This window comes from Pseudobutyrivibrio xylanivorans (assembly GCF_010906925.1).
Taxonomy (GTDB): domain Bacteria; phylum Bacillota; class Clostridia; order Lachnospirales; family Lachnospiraceae; genus Pseudobutyrivibrio.
This window is the reverse complement of record NZ_VTVE01000003.1, coordinates 354,368-374,861: the sequence shown is the minus strand read 5'-3', so window position 1 is coordinate 374,861 and position 20,494 is coordinate 354,368. Positions and strand designations below refer to the sequence as shown.

At 39.1% G+C, this 20,494-nt stretch carries 18 protein-coding genes; 2 read left to right on the top strand and 16 right to left on the bottom strand.

Annotated elements, in window-relative coordinates; all coding sequences use genetic code 11:
* Positions 1–9: 9 nt before the first annotated feature.
* The 6 genes from F0Q01_RS11015 to F0Q01_RS10990 form a co-directional block, all read right to left on the bottom strand.
* Positions 10–1,986, bottom strand: a complete 1,977-nt coding sequence (locus F0Q01_RS11015; RefSeq protein ID WP_090488910.1) for a hypothetical protein — start codon at positions 1,984–1,986, stop codon at positions 10–12.
* A 12-nt stretch (positions 1,987–1,998) separates the two neighbouring features.
* Positions 1,999–2,568 carry a thymidine kinase gene (locus tag F0Q01_RS11010; protein WP_090488908.1) on the bottom strand — a complete coding sequence of 190 codons (570 nt, stop codon included), beginning with the start codon at positions 2,566–2,568 and terminating at the stop codon, positions 1,999–2,001.
* A 103-nt stretch (positions 2,569–2,671) separates the two neighbouring features.
* A complete protein-coding gene (locus tag F0Q01_RS11005; RefSeq protein WP_163927235.1) occupies positions 2,672–4,279 on the bottom strand; it encodes a GGDEF domain-containing protein in 1,608 nt (535 codons plus the stop codon).
* An 80-nt stretch (positions 4,280–4,359) separates the two neighbouring features.
* A complete protein-coding gene (locus F0Q01_RS11000; RefSeq protein WP_163927233.1) occupies positions 4,360–5,220 on the bottom strand; it encodes a VanW family protein in 861 nt (286 codons plus the stop codon).
* A 162-nt stretch (positions 5,221–5,382) separates the two neighbouring features.
* A complete protein-coding gene (locus F0Q01_RS10995) occupies positions 5,383–5,871 on the bottom strand; it encodes a hypothetical protein (RefSeq protein WP_090488902.1) in 489 nt (162 codons plus the stop codon).
* Between the two features lie 109 nt (positions 5,872–5,980).
* On the bottom strand, positions 5,981–8,230 hold the full coding sequence (locus tag F0Q01_RS10990) for a glycogen/starch/alpha-glucan phosphorylase (protein ID WP_090488900.1): 2,250 nt from the start codon (positions 8,228–8,230) through the stop codon (positions 5,981–5,983).
* A 210-nt stretch (positions 8,231–8,440) separates the two neighbouring features.
* Between F0Q01_RS10990 and F0Q01_RS10985 the strand changes: the two genes are divergently transcribed.
* A complete protein-coding gene (locus tag F0Q01_RS10985; RefSeq protein ID WP_090488898.1) occupies positions 8,441–9,319 on the top strand; it encodes an AraC family transcriptional regulator in 879 nt (292 codons plus the stop codon).
* Positions 9,320–9,339: 20 nt separating this feature from the next.
* Here the strand turns inward: F0Q01_RS10985 and F0Q01_RS10980 are convergent, their stop codons facing one another.
* The 7 genes from F0Q01_RS10980 to F0Q01_RS10950 form a co-directional block, all read right to left on the bottom strand.
* A complete protein-coding gene (locus F0Q01_RS10980) occupies positions 9,340–11,313 on the bottom strand; it encodes a zinc-ribbon domain-containing protein (RefSeq protein ID WP_090488896.1) in 1,974 nt (657 codons plus the stop codon).
* A gap of 22 nt (positions 11,314–11,335) precedes the next feature.
* Positions 11,336–12,457: an ABC transporter permease gene (locus tag F0Q01_RS10975; protein ID WP_090488894.1), complete on the bottom strand. Its 1,122-nt coding sequence runs from the start codon at positions 12,455–12,457 to the stop codon at positions 11,336–11,338.
* Between the two features lie 4 nt (positions 12,458–12,461).
* Positions 12,462–13,703, bottom strand: a complete 1,242-nt coding sequence (locus F0Q01_RS10970; RefSeq protein ID WP_090488892.1) for an ABC transporter permease — start codon at positions 13,701–13,703, stop codon at positions 12,462–12,464.
* Between the two features lie 4 nt (positions 13,704–13,707).
* Positions 13,708–14,373: a heme ABC exporter ATP-binding protein CcmA gene (ccmA, locus tag F0Q01_RS10965; RefSeq protein ID WP_090488890.1), complete on the bottom strand. Its 666-nt coding sequence runs from the start codon at positions 14,371–14,373 to the stop codon at positions 13,708–13,710.
* Between the two features lie 77 nt (positions 14,374–14,450).
* Positions 14,451–15,530, bottom strand: a complete 1,080-nt coding sequence (locus tag F0Q01_RS10960; protein ID WP_090488888.1) for a hypothetical protein — start codon at positions 15,528–15,530, stop codon at positions 14,451–14,453.
* Between the two features lie 39 nt (positions 15,531–15,569).
* A complete protein-coding gene (locus F0Q01_RS10955; RefSeq protein ID WP_242941868.1) occupies positions 15,570–16,919 on the bottom strand; it encodes an MBOAT family O-acyltransferase in 1,350 nt (449 codons plus the stop codon).
* Positions 16,920–17,150: 231 nt separating this feature from the next.
* Positions 17,151–17,606 (bottom strand): NUDIX hydrolase, encoded by a 456-nt coding sequence (locus F0Q01_RS10950; RefSeq protein WP_090488885.1) that lies wholly within the window; start codon positions 17,604–17,606, stop codon positions 17,151–17,153.
* A gap of 207 nt (positions 17,607–17,813) precedes the next feature.
* On the opposite strand from F0Q01_RS10950, the gene F0Q01_RS10945 reads away from it, so the two are divergent.
* Complete coding sequence (locus F0Q01_RS10945) at positions 17,814–18,194, top strand: zinc-ribbon domain-containing protein (RefSeq protein ID WP_090488884.1); 381 nt, start codon at positions 17,814–17,816, stop codon at positions 18,192–18,194.
* A 92-nt stretch (positions 18,195–18,286) separates the two neighbouring features.
* Here F0Q01_RS10945 and F0Q01_RS10940 read toward each other — a convergent pair whose 3' ends face one another.
* From F0Q01_RS10940 to F0Q01_RS10930, 3 genes are all read right to left on the bottom strand, one after another.
* The gene (locus F0Q01_RS10940) at positions 18,287–19,564 is read right to left on the bottom strand and encodes an O-acetylhomoserine aminocarboxypropyltransferase/cysteine synthase family protein (protein WP_090488883.1); all 1,278 of its coding nucleotides are present in this window, start codon (positions 19,562–19,564) and stop codon (positions 18,287–18,289) included.
* 103 nt (positions 19,565–19,667) lie between these two features.
* Entirely contained in the window at positions 19,668–19,964 is a 297-nt protein-coding gene (locus tag F0Q01_RS10935; RefSeq protein WP_163927231.1) for a type II toxin-antitoxin system PemK/MazF family toxin, read from the bottom strand.
* On the bottom strand, positions 19,958–20,410 hold the full coding sequence (locus F0Q01_RS10930; RefSeq protein ID WP_090151191.1) for a DUF1731 domain-containing protein: 453 nt from the start codon (positions 20,408–20,410) through the stop codon (positions 19,958–19,960). Before F0Q01_RS10930 ends, F0Q01_RS10935 begins: the two co-directional genes overlap by 7 nt.
* Positions 20,411–20,494: the final 84 nt, after the last annotated feature.

The following is a 20,494-nucleotide window of genomic DNA, read 5'->3' as shown; positions in this document are numbered from 1 at the left end:
TTGCCTTTCTTATGGCTTAGCTTCGTAGTTGTATTTATATATTCTAACATCATCATTTTCAAACACCAAATCTAACTGCCAGTTGTCCCCCTGGTAATCAGGATGTCCCATGTCTGTCACAACGATGTAATCAATGCCGCAAATCTCAATAGCTACATCAGCTTCCTTCCAGTCGCTGCTATAGAATCTCTCATTGACAGCTCGCATTGCGCCAATGCGCTCCTCGCTAATATCTGAGTAATCATACCCTTCTAGATAACACTGTCTCTCAGAAAAGGCTCCTGCATAAAAATAAATATTGCGATAATCTAGCTCTTCTGAAAATCTATCTACTGCTATCTTGGCATCCTCAGGTGTATTGTCCCTCAGCCATAGATAAGCCTCCATGGTATCCCGAGAAACAAGATCTGCTCTGTCGCCTGCTTCCATTTTATAAATAGCATGTTGTCTGATGTCGTCGCGGCAAAAGTATGCTATATCTACCACTAAAAACAGGGTTCCCAAGCACCAGAATCCATTCATAATGTGCGATATCAAATTACCTCTGTTGTCTATGACATACATCATAGCCCCGTAGAATATAAAGGCCGCATTAGTAATGACAAAATATCCCTGAGAAAGTCCTGGCACAGAAACAAAGCAAAAGCCGATAACGCCCATAAGAACTGAGCCTATGACAAACCAATCAAAAATATTGCCGATAACTCCATCATGTATAAGAGTCTTAAATTTTGAAACAGTAAATCCAACAAATGGCAAAATACATGGTCCAACAATACAAATAGCTGCTGCAATCACTGCAGGTATAATCCAAGGAGAATCCATGTAATCAATACCTAATTTAGAAAGTATCTGACCTACACGCCCTGCCTCTAAGGTGCCCTCAGGGGTGAGGGTCATAGCTCTGTTATTAGAGCCTGTAGAACTAAGTCCAACTGTAACTGTCATATATGTAAAGCAAAAGCCTACAACAGTGGCGACTACATACAAGAATCTACCCCAGTGAAATCTCCTGGTGATAGCGTGCTCTACAACAAATACGATAAAAGTAATAGCTGCAAGCAAAACTCCAGATGTACCCTTAAATCCAGTAGTAGCTGCTGCAAGCACAAAAATTGCGCACATCACCTTGAATGAATATTTGTCGTACCAAACCTCCACCAGTATGTCCACACAGAGAATGGTAAGAGCCATAGCAAGGCCCATAGCATTTCCATTGCCAAATAGGTGATTGTCCAGCCAAGACACTGGAAATGTACCGCCCACCACATTAAGAGGAAGCAAACAAATGCAAGACACTAGAGTACCTATGCAATAGAAAAAGAATGTCCTAGGTCTGCAGTATCTGCCGCCCTTTAGTCGCTCTCCTATAATCATAAGAGAAAGGGAAAGTGGCCAAGCGCACACTAATGCATTTCCATTGAGATATGTCTTGAAGGCATCAAAATGGAAGATATTTTTGCACATAGCAAAAATAAGCTCATAAAAATAGTGATAGTAAAATGTAAGACCATCAACTCGAATATCTCCAGAAGGGAAGCCCTTGCTAAGAGATACAATATTTCCAGTATGGAAAAGAAAATCATGATAAATCTGGGTAGTCTGTCCAGATAAAGCTCCAATAAATTTAAGCTTAAAATTAATCAGCGATATAATGTATGTAGCCACAAAAATAACTATAAATGACAGGCTAAGCTTCTCCCCTGCATTAAATATAGATGGTCTGCCCTTTTTCCAATATACAAAGAGAAAATTGGCTGTGGCCACAGGACCAGCTGCAGTAATAAGCCAGCTACATCCCACTAATGACTGGATATAATATACCAACGCCAGATACATAAAACCTAAAAAGTAGCTAGCTAAAAGTCTAGTGGCTACCTTTAGTCTCCTAGGCAAAAGAAGCTGAACAAAAAGCATACCTGGAAGCTGGAGCCAGATTAAGCTATATATAAAAAATACAAATGTAATTCCTATATTAGATAACATGGAAAATCCTTTCTATTTTTCAGGAGCTAACTGTCCCAATTTAAAATGCTTACGGCAAAGTGCTACGTAAGAATCATTGGCACCAAGCATGACCTGAGGACCCGAGCGCACTACTCCGTTTTCATTGTAACGGGTATTGCAAGTAGCCTTGCGACCGCACCAGCAGACTGTTTTCACCTCGTGAATAACATCTGCGATAGCAATGAGACGCTTTGAACCTGGGAAAAGCTCATTTCTAAAGTCAGCTCTCAATCCATAAGCTACTACAGGCACATCCATAAAATCAACAATATCCGACAAATAATCTACCTGCTCCGGTGTGGCAAACTGCACCTCATCCACAATAATACAATCGTATTTTTTAATCTCCTCCTCAGACATCTCCATGAGATCCTCAAGGAAAACACACTCATGTTCAAGACCAATCCTAGAGCGAACTACTCGCTCACCAAAACGAGTATCTACCTCCGGCTTAACAAGGAGAGCATTCTGACCGACCTCCTCGTAATTGAAATGAGTCATAAGCGCATTGGCAGTTTTTGATGAGCCCATTGCGCCATAATAGAAATACAGTTTCGCCATAACAAAACCCCTTTACACAAATTGACAGAAGACTGATAGAAGTCTTCTGTCCAGTTAATTACATATTTTACATTTTAATTGTTGTAGTGTCAAAATTCTTGGGCTAAAATACCTTTTTCCATTCTTCCTTTTCAAGGTCAACTCGCTTGTGGATAAGTCTCACATTGGCCTTGCCATGCTTTTTAACAAAATAAAGAGCATAATCAGCAGAATTCATATAGTCCCAAGCTCTGTTTCCATGTTGTGGAATGTGGTTGACCACACCCTGAGAAAGAGTGACTCTTTCAAGCTCTAATTTCTTAGATACTGCATCTATCTCATTCTGGATAAACTTTGCCTTTTCCACAATTTCCTCATCGCTCATATCGTAGTAATAAATGATAAACTCATCGCCACCATATCTGGCAACAAAAATATTGTCACTTACAATCTTCTTAAGAACGCGACCTATGGCTGCAAGAAGCTTGTCTCCCATATCGTGACCATAGCTGTCATTGATGTGCTTGAAGGAATCAACATCCATCATCTCCACACCTAGATTCTTACCCTCTTTATTTGCCATATCGAAAAGCTCATCTATAACTGAGTTGAGCTTTAGTCTATTGGCGATTCCAGTCAATGGATCTGTCTCCGCTGCTGCAGAAAGGAAAAGATTTCTGGTGCGCTGCTGAACAAGCTCAGAACGAAGTCTAAGGGTGGTAAGGAAAGCTCTCTTATTATCGATAGACTGCTGCTGTGAATACTTGAAATAATCGTAAGCACACTGAAGCTTCTTTTGCTCATCCCCAAGCTCCTCATACATCTGAATCTTGCAATTGCAAACAAACAGATTCAGATTGGAAACATCTCCTCTTATTGATGTCTCAGCGATTCTGATAAACATCTTTTCAAGAGTCTCATATTGCTTTTCTTCTAGGAGAATCTGAAGCAAATCCTTGATCTCGTCAAAATATGTATAGTAATCATCGCAGCAGAAAAATGCTGCAAGAGTATCATTTAATGTCTCCTCTGCCCTTTTTTCATCACCTATCATGCGATAGTAATGATACTTAGCAAGAATAATATCGAAATATTTCTCGCAGGCTGGACACTCTGCCATAACCTTTTCCAGCTCTTTATATGCATCCTCTGCATTAGCCTGCTTGCCCATCTCACAATATATATTGAAGATGCATGCGTAATTGCCCGCCATAACAGAGCTCTTCTGCAGGCCATCCTCCATGTATGCGCAGCACTCAATAGCTCTATAGTTGTACTCAAGAGCTCTCTCAGGTGATGCCATCTCCTTGCAAAGTGAGGCAAAATTGGTGCAGGCATTAGCCTCAGCGCCATACAGGCGCTGAGCTCTAGCCAACTCTATGCAATTTATAAAATGTTCTTCACTGGTAATATAGTGGCACTCACTTCTGAAAATGATGCCAAGCTCATTGTAACAAAGACACGCTAAAAGATATTCATCTGTCTGAGCCAGTCCCTGAAGACCTGCTGACAGATAGTAAAGAGCCTGGGAGTAATCACCATTTTGGCAGCAAGCATCGCCCAAAATACAGCTAGCAAAATCCTTAAGATCGTCATTGCCTCGCTCCTGGGCCATGTCAAATAAATCGCATGCCAAATCAAGGTGACGTTCGTTGTCTACCTTGCGAATTTTATTTATCTCATCAACCAATTCGGTGACTTCTGGTGATTTCTTGCTAAGGATATCTTCCAAAACCAACACTCCCTCTACTTGCATAACATTATGAGAGAATTATAACATCAGCTTCGTTATAAATCCATTAGACAAAACGACTAATTTTGCAAATATAACGCAGCTGTCAAAATGCCATTGTTTGTATTCATGTAAATAACCATGTTCTTGTCATAGCGATTTACAAATTTCATATCAAGGGAACCCCATGAAATTGTAGCATCCCAACCAGCAGGAAGATAGTTTACAGGAAGGGAATGAGCGTGACGCTCTGTAGCCGGAATTCCTGCCACCTTCATTGCTGCATAGATAGTAGAAGAAACCTGACAAATACCACCGCCAAGTCCCATTGCATGCTCCTTGTTGATAAATACAGGAGCAGTAACATATCCATTTGCTGTAGAACGAGGACCAATTGCACTATTTGCTGAGAATGTCTTTCCTGGGGCAACTACTGTGCCATTAACGCTGGATGCAGCAAGAGCAATATTAGTTGCACGTGCAGCTGTTGGATCGTACTCTGTAGCATATACTCCAAGAAGTGTAAGCTGCTTTGGAACTTCTATTCCACCACCTACTGTTGGTGTAGCATCTCTTCCCTCAGCTGCTCCCATGTGAACATAGTGGTAAACATAAGCAATCAAGTTGTCTCCGTAAAGAGCAACAAGATCTGGGTTCTTTGTCTTGTAATCTGTTGCATTAAAAGTAGCACTAGCATTTCTACCCTCGTAAATACCGCAATTTACGTAATGGTTTAAAAGATAAAGTGGGCTACCATTTGCATTTGCTGCTACATCTGGATACATTGTGGCATAGTATGCCTCATCGAAGACTGCCGCTACAGCCTGGATGTTGTCATTTGCTGCTGCCTTTACTTCTAAACTAGGCACAAAGGCAAATGCCAAGCAAATGCACAGAATTGACGCAACAATTCGCTTGTTGATTTTTAAAATTTTTTCCATAATTCCTCCATGTTTCATAACATAATTCTAATAATGAATAAAATCATTATTTCCCATATAGATGGGACATTATTCTGACTATTTACTCAATTCTAGCACGTTGCATAAAAAAATAAAACACCTTGCTTTAAAAACAAGGTGTTTTACTATAGATTCTTAATTTTATTTCTTTTTTGTATTTGCCTGCTCTTCTGCAAGTTCCTTGCGCTTTCTAGCAGCCCATGCTCTAAGACCCTTTTTCTTTTTAGTGTCTGCCTGAGCGTTGCCACCTCTAAGTCCCTTAACCTTTGTGATGTAGAGACCAGAAACAGTAGCCTTAACTTCCTTCTTAACTGGCATCTCATCAAAGATATCTGCCTGGCAAAGAAGTGTCATCATCTGTGGGCCTACCTTAGCCTTAACTACTGGAGCCTTTGTGTTCTTAGCGTACCAAGGAATCTCCTTAACAACAGCCTCTGGAAGACCTGCGTCCTTAAGTTTCATACGCTTCTTATCGATGATAAGCATTGAAACCTGCTGTGCAACCGCATCCATCTGCTCCTTCTGAGCTGCCTCTTTCTCCTGAGCCTTCTTACCTAAGAAATATAAAACAACAATAGCTACGATAAGCACTATTGCGATAACAAGCAAAGTAATTGCTAATGGGCTCATAAAATAATCCTCCTACCTAGACCCTTACTGGGTCACAACTAAGTGATATTCTATCATGCCATAACCCCAAAATCAATCTAATCTTCGCGAAACCGCCACCGTACAGTCTTTACAATTTCCAAATATCCTCATTGTATTGTGCTATTGTACGGTCACTTGAGAAAAAGCCTGCATTTGCAATATTCTTAATCATCTTGCGGCCCCACTCAAGTCGGTTCTCGTATGCCTTATAGGCCTTTTCCTTTGTTGCACAATAGTCTTCAAAATCAGGGAATGTCATGAACCAATCCTTGTTTAAAAGCTCATTGTAAAGGCGCTCCAAGTTTTCTTTCTGGCCTACCTCTAAAAGCTTATCTGAAATAATGAAGTCTACAGCCTTCTTTAATTTCTTATCCTTCTTGTAGTAATTCTTTGAAACATAGCTGCCCTCAGCGTAACGCTTAATGACAGTATCAGAATCCTCACCAAAAATGAAGATATTGTCATCGCCTACAAAATCATGCATCTCCACATTTGCACCGTCCATAGTACCAATGGCAACAGCACCATTTAACATAAATTTCATGTTAGATGTACCGGATGCCTCCTTTGAAGCAAGAGAAATCTGCTCATGGATATCGCAGGCTGGAATAAGCTTTTCAGCAAGTGTCACATTGTAATTTTCAACCATAACCACCTTGAGATATGGGCTTACCTGAGGGTCATTTGCAATAACCTCCTGGAGGCAAAGGATAAGGTGGATAATGTCCTTTGCAATTACATAGGCAGGAGCAGCCTTTGCACCGAAAATAACTGTGATTGGACGGCTTGGCTTTTTACCTTCCTTAATCTCAAAATATTTGTTTATCACGTAAAGAGCATTCATCTGCTGACGCTTGTACTCATGAAGTCGCTTAATCTGAATGTCATAAATGCTATTCTCATCAAGTGAAATCCCCTGTGTTTTAGCCAAATAATCCTTAAGAACTTTTTTGCGAAGATCCTTTACCTCAAGGAATTTATTTACTACAACATCATCATTCATGTACTGCTCAAGCTTTTTAAGCTCTGTGGCATCCTTTTTAAATCCTGGGCCAATAAGCTCCTCCACAAGGCTAGCAAGCTCTGGATTGCAATACAAAAGCCAGCGGCGGAATGTAATACCATTTGTCTTGTTATTAAATTTTTCTGGATAGAGCTTGTAAAATTTATTGAGCTCTGTTTCCTTTAAAATCTCTGTATGAAGAGCCGCAACACCATTGATTGAAATACCATAGTGGATATCCATATGTGCCATGTGCACAAGGCCATCTCTTATAATTGCCACATCAGGGTCAGACACCTTTTTAGCAATACGGTTGTGAAGCTCTCTAATTATAGGCATAAGCTGTGGAACAGCCTTCATCATAAAGTGGATTGGCCACTTTTCAAGGGCTTCAGCCAGGATTGTGTGGTTCGTATATGCGGTACATTTTGAAACCACATCAATCGCTTCATCCATAGTAAGGCCACGAATCTGAAGGAGTCGAACAAGCTCAGGTATAACCATTGATGGATGTGTATCATTTATCTGAATAACAGCGTATTCTGGCAAATCATAAAGGTTAGAGCCCTTTTCAACTGCCTCATCTAAAATAAGCTGAGCGGCATTTGAAACCATGAAATACTGCTGGTATACGCGAAGAAGTCTTCCGTTTTCATCAGAATCATCTGGATAAAGGAAAAGTGTAAGATTCTTAGTAAACTCGCTCTTATCAAAATTGATTCCGTCCTTGATAATAGACTCATCAACTGTATCCACATCAAAAAGATGGAGCTTTGTAGTCACTGAATCATAGCCAGTTACATCTATATCATACATACGAGACTGTACGTTGAATCCACCGAAATCCACCTGATATGTCTTGTCTGTTTTTGTCATCCAGCTATGCTCAGACATCCATGGATTTGGCTCCTCGTTCTGGAGATTGTTTGCAAATACCTGCTTGAAAAGTCCCATATGATAAGCAAGTCCCACACCATCACCATTGAGACCAAGTGTAGCAATGGAATCAAGGAAACATGCAGCAAGGCGTCCCAAACCACCATTACCAAGAGATGGCTCCACCTCTATTTCCTCAATCTCAGCAAGTGACTTTCCATTTGCCTCAAGTTCCTTTTTAACCTCATCATAAATACCAAGATTAATCAGATTGTTTGATAGAAGCTTACCAATCAAAAACTCTGCGCTTATATAATAAAGCTTCTTCTTGCCACCCTTTATTTCTTTATTCTGAGCCTTATCCTTAACATACTCTAATAGGCCAATGTAGATTTCCTCATTAGTGCACTGATCCATGTGTCGACCAAATCTTATCTTAATATACTCGTTAGCTGTCATATTGTATTCTCCTCCTATTGATATCAATCCGTCTGTTACGCTCTCAAGCCTAAGATATTGTCTTCATCGACTAACACGTCTCCTGCGGCAACACTTAGAGCTTGATAGCTACAGACAAATTTAAATTAACACCCTGTGACAGTAAGAGTATACTGCTATTTTACCACGATTTGCTTGCGTTATTACGCTAAAAAGTGATACTATTCTATCATGATTAATATAAATGAGTATCAGGCGATACATGAAAAGATAAGTCATTTTGACTACTACATTCCATATAATACATATCCTTGCACCATTCCTTTGGATTTTGACAGCGTGCCCTTACATTGGCACGAGGACACGGAATTCATCTATATAAAAAAAGGAAAAGGGATAATTGTCATAGACGGACAGGAACATACTGTTGTTGCCGGAGATATAGCATTTATTCTTCCTGGGCGTATGCACGGTATTTATCAGTTTGAGAACTCTTCCATGGAGTATGAAAACATTCTTTTTGATACAAAAATGTTCTCCTCCACCACAGATGATTTCTATGATACTTTTCTGCTGCCATTTTTTGAAAACACAGTGGTAATCCCCCACATTTTCCGTCGAGGGGTTACTGGATACGAAAGCATCAAAAAATATCTAGATGCCAATGACAATATCTCAAGTCATAGAGAGGGCGCCTGGGGCCTAGCCATAAAAGGAAACATGTACCTTCTTTTATTTAATTTGGTAACACTTTATGAGACAAAAATAGATATTGCAGAAAGCAAACGAATAGATAAACTAAAGCCAGTCATCAAGTATGTAGAGTTGAATTATAGTAAACAGATGACTGTTGCTGAGATGGCAAAGCTTGCAGGATTTTCAGAATCCCACTTTATGCGATTTTTCAAGGACGTATTTGGAGTAAGTTTTATAACCTATCTTAACGACTACAGGCTTTCGATGGCAGCCAGACTCCTGCTGTCCACCGAGGAAAACATTCTCACCATCTCCCAGCAGGTAGGTTTTGAAAACCTGTCCCATTTCAACCGATGCTTTAAAAAGAAATACAATAAAACACCTAGAGAATATATGAAAGCCCCTGCCAAATAGCAGGGGCTTAATTAATAATCTTAGTATCCGTAGCTCAACATCTGCTCAAAATACTCAAGTTGTGATGTGTATTTTTCAGGAACACCAGCCTCTTTGAGATTAGAAATAAGTGTTGATAAGCTCATTGATTTAGCATATTCTCCAACATCTGAAGTATTAGTAACATCTAAATAATCGGATGGTTCTGAGATAGTCTCTACATCATCATATGTTGACTCGATATTGATTGTCGCAAAACTTACAGTGTCATTCTTAACAGTAATTTTGCAAGTCGAATTGTCATCTGATGAATCAAAGACAAAATCATACTCTAAACTAGCAAGCATCTGAGATGCCATATCGGTGCCCTCGCCAGCATCTTCACCAGCTCTTACAATGAACTCTCCATTGACGCCACCATCTTTAGATGAACCCTCATCGTAGTCAATTACTTCGATTTCAAGAACTTCTTTGTCGTCTGACTTGACTGTGAAGTCACCATTGATAACATCATGTGAATTTGTACCTGCACCTGTTATAACAACATTGGTATCACCATCATAGAATCCCATTTCCATACCGAAATCATCACCATCTTCTGGATAATGGATATACATCTCACCTTTGTCTTCTAACTTGTTAATCTCCAGACCCTTAAGATCTCCCTTGCGATTTACATAAACAACAATGTCGAAAATCTCTTTATCTCCATCTTTATTCTTCTTATAGCCCTCAAGCTTTTCTTCCTCTTCATCAAGATTCTCTTGAACTTTTTCCATAAGCTCATCATACCACTCGTCGAAATCTGTTGAAGAGATACCATACATCTCAGCTAACTGTTCGTTAGTACCGTAGTATTCATGGTAGATTTTAAGGATGTCCTTGAGATCCTCATCCTTAAGAATTGCTTTATCAACAGCTACATTAATCGCAGATCTTGTCTCCTCGTCAACAGTAGCTGTAAGCTTGTAATATTTTGCTGAAACGCCTTCTACCTCAAGCTCTTCCTTCTCTTTAGTAACCTTCTCAAGCTCACCGATTATAATCTTGATGTACTTAGTAGATAATTTCTTTACATCCTCATTGGAAATCTTTTCTACCTTTGAAATAGAATCAAAATTCGAGAACGTACCACCAAAATCGCTATCACTAAGCTCAGCTAAATCTACACCTATGTACTCATCAGATAACTCAGGGATCTGCATGTAAAACATCTCATCCTCTATCTGTGCAAGATATAATAATGAGAAAATATCCACTCCGTTTACGCCAGCGTAGATATTTGCGCCGATATTGCTATCATCTTCAGCGTTAACTTCCATTTTGATATGTGTTGACTCAAGCCAATCTGCATCTACATTATATGCATCAAGTAAATCTCTGAAGCCATCATCTAATGTGACTGTAGCATCTACAACCTGCTGATTGCCGTTGTCTTTTAACGCATCGATACGAGAATTGTACTGATCCTCATATTTATCAAGTGAATCCTCTGTATATCCAACAAGTGCATTTTTCATCAAGCTCTTTGGGCTAGCGAAAGCTGCGCGGAAATTACAGAAAATAATTGCTACAATAGCACCTACTAAAATAACTGCACCAATAACGATAAGCCAAATCTTGTTGAACTTTTTCTTTGGTGCCTCTGGTGTATAGTCAGATGTAGCATAGTCATATGCAGGCTGCTGTTCCATAGCTGGCTCTGCGGCCTGTGCTGGCTCTGATGCCTGTGCAGAAGCATCCTCCTGAACAAGCTCCTCTGTAGGCGCATCTCCTAAAACATCCTCCTGTGATGCAGAAGTCTCTTCGAAAATAGAGCCCTCATTTTTCTCAAATAGTGGCTCATTCTTTTCACCAAATAAAGATGCACTCTCCTCTGCTGAAGCCTCAACCGCTGGAGTCTCCTCAGCTACTGGAGTCTCCTCAACTACTGGGGTCTCCTCAACAGGAGTTCCACATTTTGGACAGAATTTAACATTGCCAGTAAGCTCATGTCCACATTTAGAACAATTCATAATTCATCTCCTCCTATAAATTCTACCTGAACCTACGGCTCAAAGTATTTAATAGATACCAAATTAATAACAAAATTGTACCATAAAACAATAATGATTTTACATAATATTCATCATGAATGCAATACAAATAGTGAAATGTTGGGAAAAATTTTTGCAAATATCTTCCCTCTTTTAAATCTATGAACACTGGAGCAAGAATAGCTGATGACATAATCAGTATCGGTGTAATGATTCCAAGCCCCTTTATTCCTCGAATTAAAAGTCTCAAAACACTGGCCAGACAGATAACAGCAAAGTCATAGGCAAGCAATGCCACAACCTCTCGAAGAGGATTTGTAAATACACCGCCATATGCCAATCCTATGAGAACCATAATTGATGGAATCAAAATAATCACCAGGTAATATAGGAAATCTCTAACAAGAGGAAACTTAGTCTTCCACCAAATAAAGAGACTGTTCTTATCATCCTCGATATAATACATTGATGCTGCAACGCCACAAAGTAAAAGCCACAGGGCTAAAATTCCTCGAAGAGGCATCATCAGATAACTAACATCTGTATCATTGCTTTTTGGCTGGTCCACATATCCCATTTCGAATAAATTTCCATTTATTCCGTAGGTGTCATAAGTATCAATAATATGAGAAAGCTCAGCGTCTGTTGGCTCATTGTTGTAGACAGCCTCTGCGGTATATTTAATACCTATCTCTCTAGCTACAAGTGGATAAACCCTACTGCAAAGCACCTCTCTACCAAGCATATGAGTAAGACCAGATTCTCTGATTACAATTTCAATCTTTTCTTTTGTCCTACCCTTTGTCGCCATGTCAGAGACAGTCTTTTCAAAATCCTCTGGGATAATCCATGCCTCTGCTATCTGCTGGTGCTCCACATCTGAAATTGCCTCATCCTTATCATCATAGAAAATAAACTGCAGTGACCCAGGATTATTTTCTATATTTTCCCTCAGGGTCCGACAATACTCATCATCCTTTGGAATATAAACGCCTATTGTCATAAGCCCTGCATCTGCAGAACTCATAATGTTTAGCATGAACACCATAAGAGGGACAACAAGAAGCATAGCTATATAACTTTTCTTTTTTAATAATCTTTTTAATAATAATAAATATCTCATAACTCTATCTAATCTTTTGCTGGCGCAAAGCTGTCGCCACAACTAAAAATACTACAGTATAACCAAACATCCACAGACAAGATAATCCCCAGTGTCCCCTAGTTAATAATTGGCCAATATACCTAAAGGCCACACCTGACGGAATTATTTCTCCAATGCGCTGCACTAGTCCTGGAAAGAATGTCTTTGGATAGAAATAACCTGATACATATCCCATGCCAATGTAAAGCATAAATGCCACGAGAATCTTGTTAATTACGCCAATGAGAATTTCAAAAATCATAAATCCCAGAGCAGAAAACATAATGCATACAGGGATAAGCTTTATTCCAAATCCAATGTAATCACTTACATATCCCCTTGCAAACTCTTCCATGGAGAAGATTCCCATACCCATGACCGTAAATATAACTCCAAGTGTAATAGCTGTACACAAAACATTTATAGATAAAAATGGTATATATTCTCCCGCTATCTGATATGGAGCCGTAATGCCCTTTGCACTCATAAATTTGTACTGGGCATTTTTTTGTCCCAAGAAAAATGAGATTGCACAGAAGGAAAGCAGCATCATAAAAAATGCCAATATTCCCGAAAAATAATATGCTGGTGTAGACAATCCGTCTGATAGTCCAAGTTCTGTTATTTCAGCAACATTTGTACGTACCATCAGTGAAGCTATATAAACCATAAACAGCTCGTCTATTTTTTCATGACGGTAAGCTTTATCGTATCCCTGCTCCTTCATAAGCTGGCGGACTGTACAAATTCCAGTCTCCGAATATACGATAATATTGGTTGCGATAGATGCTATTTCATCCATCATTACATTTGAAATACCCTTTTGACCAGAGGTAGCGTAGTATTTCAGCTTTTTGTCATTAGTCATGGCATTCAGGGCATCGCTAAACTCATCCGTAATTACGATATATGCAGAAACTTCTGCAGCGCGCATAGCATCTCTGGCTGCCTCCTCATCATCAAATTGAACAAGCTCAATCATGTAGCGGCTCTCATCGAGGGTGCCTATCATATAAACACCAAGACTAATCATCTCATCATCCGTGTCACCAACAACACCTAGCTTGTATCTCTGTTGCTCCTCTTTGTAAGCATCGCTGTACATCAACGCGATGCCAGCCGCACCCAAAAGTGCTGCTATAACCAAAATCATGGCCACTATACCTGGAAGGAGCTTAAAGATTCTCTTGTACTGTATTATTAAATAATCTCTAAACTTAATCATAACTCTATAATCTTCCTATCAAATGTGGAATATCCCCGTCGTATTTATATGGAGAAAGCACTCCCTCTTTCAAAATAAAGCACTTGTCACAAAGTTCTATTTCCTGCACTTCGTGAGTTGCAATAATAAGCGACCCGCCCTGGCGCTTAAATTGCTCAAAATATGTATAAATTCTCTCTTTACAAACCAAATCAAGTGCTGCTGTTGGCTCATCTAAAAGCAAAAGCTTTGGATTGGAATTTATAGCACAACCAATAGTGAGACGCTTTTTCATACCACCTGACATCTGATTTACAGGAACTTTAATAAACTGGTTGATTCCAAGCATTGCAAGGAAACCTCCCTCAAGCTCCTTTTTAAGTTTATCTACTGGATACCACATTCTAAGATTGTCCCACGCGGTAAGCTCAGTAATAAGTGGAGTCTCCTGTGGAACATAAGAAACAAGCTCATTTCTGAGCTTTGTATTTTTCAAAAGATCCTTGCCATCAATATTGAAAAATCCGCTATTGGGATGTTGCAAACCTGCAAGAATTGTAAGAAGAGTGGACTTGCCACTACCATTTTCTCCAAGAATACCAACAATCTCTCCTGGCTCGACTGTAAAGTCCAAGCCCTTCAGCACCTTGTGCTTGCCGTAGCTCTTGTTGATGTTTTTAATTTCTATCATAACTATTAACTCCTTAAAACTTTAGATTTCATTTATCCATAACAGACTTTTGAAATCTATTTATCAAAACAGTGCTGCTATTTTTGCTCTAGCAGACTGTTGTAATCAAATGTCAAATAATACATCATCTCAACTTCGATGTATTCATTGTAATTCTCAAGTGTAAGCTGGTCGGTGCCAGAATACATCCAAGCTAAAATCTGAGAATTAACCCAATCACCATGGTGACACTCATCCCTGTAATTGTCCAGATTGGTGGTGATGTCGTATTCATTGTTAAATGAATATAGATGAATGTTATCACATTCTAACATAAGAGAAATAGCATATCTCTCCGACTCAATCCATCTCTGTACCTCACCCTTTTCATTTTGAGCGCCCCACCAGGCAGCTGAGTATGGGGTAAGGTAATAATAAAAGTCGATGTCTGGATTAGCCTTTGCAATGTCAGTAACATTTTCAGTAATATTCGCATATACGTTGGCCTTAATCTCATCTACAAAAGGCACCTTATATGGAGCTGGTGCAAATTCAGTCCTGTCTCCTAAAACTGCCTTAGCCCCAAATGTAGCCTCATCCATCCAGTTGGAATAGTCGTCAAAGCTAGTGATTCCTGCTGGTGCTCCTGCTATAGACTTTTGAATCATTGGCAGGCAAATATCAAATAAAATCTCTTTATTGAAAATATAATTTACATCGTTAAATGGATTATTATCATAAAGGTACTCTGGGTAATCGCCCAAATCATCTCTGATTCTGTCAGGCTCGTCTATTATATATGCGTAATCAAGTGGGCGAATCACGGTTTTTAAATTTGGATTAGCTGCTATGGCATTTGCAATATTTTCATTTTGCTCCTTATATGTGCCACCAGCAAATGGAACCTTTATGAAGCTACCTCCAAAGAGCTCCTCCGCCTCGCTTGTCTTGAAATTTTCCGACATAGAGGTACCAATAATCATGCCATCATAATCAAATCTCTTGATGATGCCATCATTTTGGCTTCGCTGATTATCAAGTTCATAGTATAGGTTGGGCTGTGGCTTGTGATAGTGAAAATATGGGTCAATGTAAGCGATAGTTCCGCCTACAATCCCAAGCGCCGCTAGTACCAGCACCAAGGCCCATACCAACCAACTTTTAACATTTTTTATCATATTAATTCACTCCGCTAGAGTTACGAATTCTTCCTAATTTTAAAAATTAAAGTAGAGGAATGTACTGATGCCGCTGAAGGACAAAACACTGGTAACAAAGAGCACCACAGTCCAAAGCAGGCTTCGTACATTAGGCTTAAATGCCACCATTTTTTCATGGGCATTCTTACAGCATATAATAATCACTAGAGCTATCACATAATAGATGGCCGCGTAAATTACTGGCAGTAAATTTGCAAGTGCTGAGCCATCAAGAAGAAACTTTAACCCAGGGGTCGCAAATGCTGTCATAATATTTTTATCTATGCTTGTAAAATTCAAATGAAAAATCTGCTTAAAGAAATCTATAGCATCTCTAGTTCTGGCTGCTCTAAAGGACACCAGTGACATACTAAAATACACCTGGCAAATCAACCATCCCAGTACTGATGGCATAGCATCAAATGCCTTCTTAAACATCCTAGTCACTATAACAAGAAGTCCGTTTAGCACTGACCAAATTACAAAGGTCCATGCTGCTCCATGCCAAAAACCACTGAGGAGAAATACAATGAAAATGTTGAAGTATGTTCTCATATTTCCCTTGCGATTGCCACCAAGTGGAATATAGACATATCTAGTGAAAAATCGACCAAGAGTCATGTGCCAGCGATTCCAAAAATCTGCCAGATTAAGGGCCTTGTATGGACTGTCAAAATTAAGTGGCAAATCAATATTGAGCATTTTGCCAAGACCAATTGCCATATCGCAGTATCCACTAAAATCAAAATAAAGCTGAATACTATAGGCAAACATAACCATGATGGCATTAGTAGCTTGAAGTGTCGCTATATTTCCATAACCTATGTTGACAGCACCACCGAACACATCCGCAATCAGCACCTTTTTTCCAAGACCCATGGCAAAAATATAAAATCCCTTCGCCATGTTATTCCAATCAACTTTTTTCTTGTCTGCGTCCAAAAGCTGAGGAACCAGCTCATCATGAGTCACGATTGGTCCTGCAACTAGCTGTGGGAAAAATGTCACATAGCAAGCGTATGTAAGGAAATCGTACCTCGGAACCTGTCCGCGGTAGGTATCTACAATGAAGGAAATCTGCTGGAATGTAAAAAAGCTGATTCCAAGTGGCAACATAATATGCTTAAGTGGCCAATCAGTACCTGCAACAGCATTTACATTTTCAATAAAGAAATCCATGTATTTGAAGTAGCCGATAATTCCTAAGTTAACCGCCACTGCAAAAATCATTACCGGCTTGCAGAATTTATTTTTATCCTGCTGCTGCAATCTGCTCATCCATAGATAAAATAGATAGTTGATGCAGACACTAGAAACAATAATCAGCAGATATGCTGGATTAAAATAGCCGTAAAACCATAGGGACATACCCAGCAAAAAAGCTCGCCCCAGCTGATACTTCCCCGTCTTGTTTAAGAGGAAATATCCCACTATGCAAATTGGTAAAAATAAAAATATAAATATATATGAATTGAATAACATATCTGTTCCTTGTTTAGGTTCACCCGTTAATTTACATTAAATAATATTTTCTCATATTTTATAACTAAAATCACTATAAAAATGGCACCCTTTTATCATGGGTGCCATTGGGATTTTCTATTCTATGGTTGTGGAAATCAGATTATCATCTTTGTCATACACAAGCTTCAAGCTAAAGAACTCCTCCGTTTCCCCTAGGAGTTTAAGAAAGACTCTATCTCCCTCCCAGAGATTAAGCTCCATAACTCTATCAATATCTACCCAGGCAAGCTCGCCTTCGTCGCAATTTTCACGTAGCTTACCTGAGAAATCATCGCTAGTGTAGACAAATGCATACTCTGTAATATCCCCCATCACAAATGTAATGTGACCTCTGCATTTGTATGAATTAAGGGTTAACCCTGTCTCCTCCTGCACTTCCCTTTTGATGCAGTCAGCTGGAGACTCTCCCTCCTCCACATGACCACCTACACCAATGTACTTGCCGGCATTGATATCAGCATTTTTCTTAGTCCTGTGAAGCATCAAATATTTATTATCTTTTATTAAGTAGCAAAGAGTTGTAAATGTCATTTTGCACTCCATCTTTTATTTACAATTTTGTCTAATCTATACCTTTTCAATATACCAGATTTTGGCATCATAGCCTATGTTTCTTATTATTTTTTCCTTTATATTTATCATTTGACGTTATTATTTTACTACTGTATAATGTGCTAGTAGTTTTATTTCCTCGGGGAGATAAACGGTTTTAAATTTTATGTTTAAGGAGATATAAAAATGGCATTCTGTACAAAATGTGGAAACGAAATACCTGATGACTCTAGCTTTTGTAGCGTCTGCGGTCAGCCTGTAGGAGATGTAGTTCAAGTTCAAGCTCCAGCTACACAGCAGACCGAATACTACGGCAGCCAGCCAGCTCAGAAACCAGAGAGCAAGGCTCTTGCTATATGTGCTCTTGTATTTTCTATTCTTTTACCTTTCGTAGGATTAATCCTTGGAATCATTGGAATGGCTGTCAGCAAGGATGAATCAAATAAAAAAATGTCACTCATCGCTTTAATTATTGCAGCGGTATTAGTTGTTCTTGAAATAGTTTTTTTAATTATGATTTTCAGAATGGTTACTGCGCCATTATATAATCCAAGTTATTGGTATTAATTTATAGACTATTTGTATGAACCAAAAAGACACCCTATACTATGGCCAATTGGCATAAGTGTAGGATGTCTTTTTTATTTGCATTTTTTAATTTATTTAAGTGCCTGTGCAATATCCGCAATAAGATCTGCGCTATCCTCAAGACCGCATGATACACGGATAAGGCCTGCTGGGATACCAGCTGCCTCAAGCTGCTCATCTGTCATCTGACGGTGTGTAGATGTAGCTGGATTCAAGCAGCAGCTTCTAGCGTCAGCAACATGTGTCTCGATTGCAATAAGCTTGAGCTTCTTCATGAAGCTCTCAGCTGCCTTACGGCCACCCTCAAGCTCAAATGATACTACGCCGCATCCGCCATTTGGAAGATACTTCTGAGCGATTTCATAGTAATCATCTCCCTCAAGGCCTGGGTATGTAACCTTTTTAACCTCTGGCTGCTCACTTAAGAACTTAGCAACAGCAAGTCCGTTTTCAACGTGACGTGGCATACGTACGTGAAGTGACTCAAGACCAAGATTTAAAAGGAATGCATTCTGTGGTGACTGGATGCAACCAAAGTCACGCATAAGCTGTGCTGTAGCCTTTGTGATAAATGCGCCTTCCTTGCCGAATTTCTCAGCGTATGTGATACCGTGGTAGCTGTCATCTGGTGTGCAAAGTCCTGGGAACTTGTCAGCATGTGCCATCCAATCAAACTTACCAGAATCTACAATACATCCACCAACTGCTGCACCGTGACCGTCCATGTATTTTGTAGTAGAGTGAGTAACAATATCAGCACCCCACTCGATTGGGCGGCAGTTCACAGGTGTTGGGAAGGTGTTGTCAACGATAAGTGGAACACCATGCTCATGTGCTACCTTAGCAAACTTCTCGATGTCTAAAACTGTAAGTGCTGGGTTAGCAATAGTCTCGCCAAATACAGCACGAGTATTCTCCTTAAATGCAGCATTGAGCTCAGCCTCTGATGCATTAGGATCTACAAATGTCACATCAATGCCCATCTTCTTAAGTGTAACCTCGATAAGATTAAATGTACCACCATAGATTGAAGAAGATGCTACGATGTGGCTTCCACATTCACAAATGTTGAAAATTGCAAAGAAGTTAGCTGCCTGACCTGATGATGTAAGCATTGCTGCTGTACCACCCTCAAGTGCTGCGATCTTAGCAGCTACGTAGTCATTAGTAGGATTCTGGAGTCTTGTGTAGAAGTATCCAGATGCCTCCAAATCAAAAAGCTTGCCCATATCCTCGCTTGTGTCATATTTAAAAGTAGTCGACTGCACGATAGGAATCTGACGTGGCTCGCCATTTCCTGGTGTGTAACCAGCTTGTACACATTTTGTACCTATTCCATTATTGCTCATAATCATTTCCCTCCTGATTAAATTCGCTTTTTCCACTTTACCACATTAAAGAGCATAATAAAACCCCAGGTGCTTCATTTTCTAACCTAGGGTATATGTATCTTTATATATAATCGATGATTGCTTGAATCATATCTGAAATATACATTAATTTATTAAGAGGGATTGTCCCTTTCTTAGAATAATGTCTTGGCCTTAAATCTATTTGCTTAATACTATCACAAACAACATAATATGATTGTTCATTATAAGTAAATTCTATCTCAAAAGTTGAACCACAACTATTTTTTAGAATAGGACATAGAATAGCTTTTTCAGATTCGTTATATTGGTTTTTACTAATAACCAACGCTAAATCATTTATATTTTCAATTTGTATAATATCACCTTGCTCTACCATATTTCTCTTCCTACAGGTTCTCCCCATTCATATTCTTCTGATGCTTGCATTGGTTTTCCAGATAAACGTATATATTCTTCTAGTGTTCTATGTTTAAATCTAAAGCCTGATTCTAAAAGTTTTTTAATCTGTTCGTCATCTAAATTATCTATAATACTCATATCAAGCAACCTCCCCTTTTCTAATTCCTGCGCATATATACTCAATCTTCTAATTTGATCTTCACTTGATCTATAAAAATCCCATGCTTCAATCCCAAAATATTTCCCTAACTGTTCTAAAGAGCCATAGTTAGGAATAGTTTTTGCATTAATCCAATCACAGAAAGTCGTATATTTTAATCCTAAATCCTTGCATACTTCTTTTCTAGATTTACCCTCTTTATTCAAATAAAACTTTATATTATTAGAAATTGTTATTCTAATATCTTCATTTGATAATTGCATGTTACGTCCTCCTCGTATTTATAATACGGTATCACCGTACTACATGTCAAGACAAAAAGGGCCTACACTTTTGTGTAAGCCCTT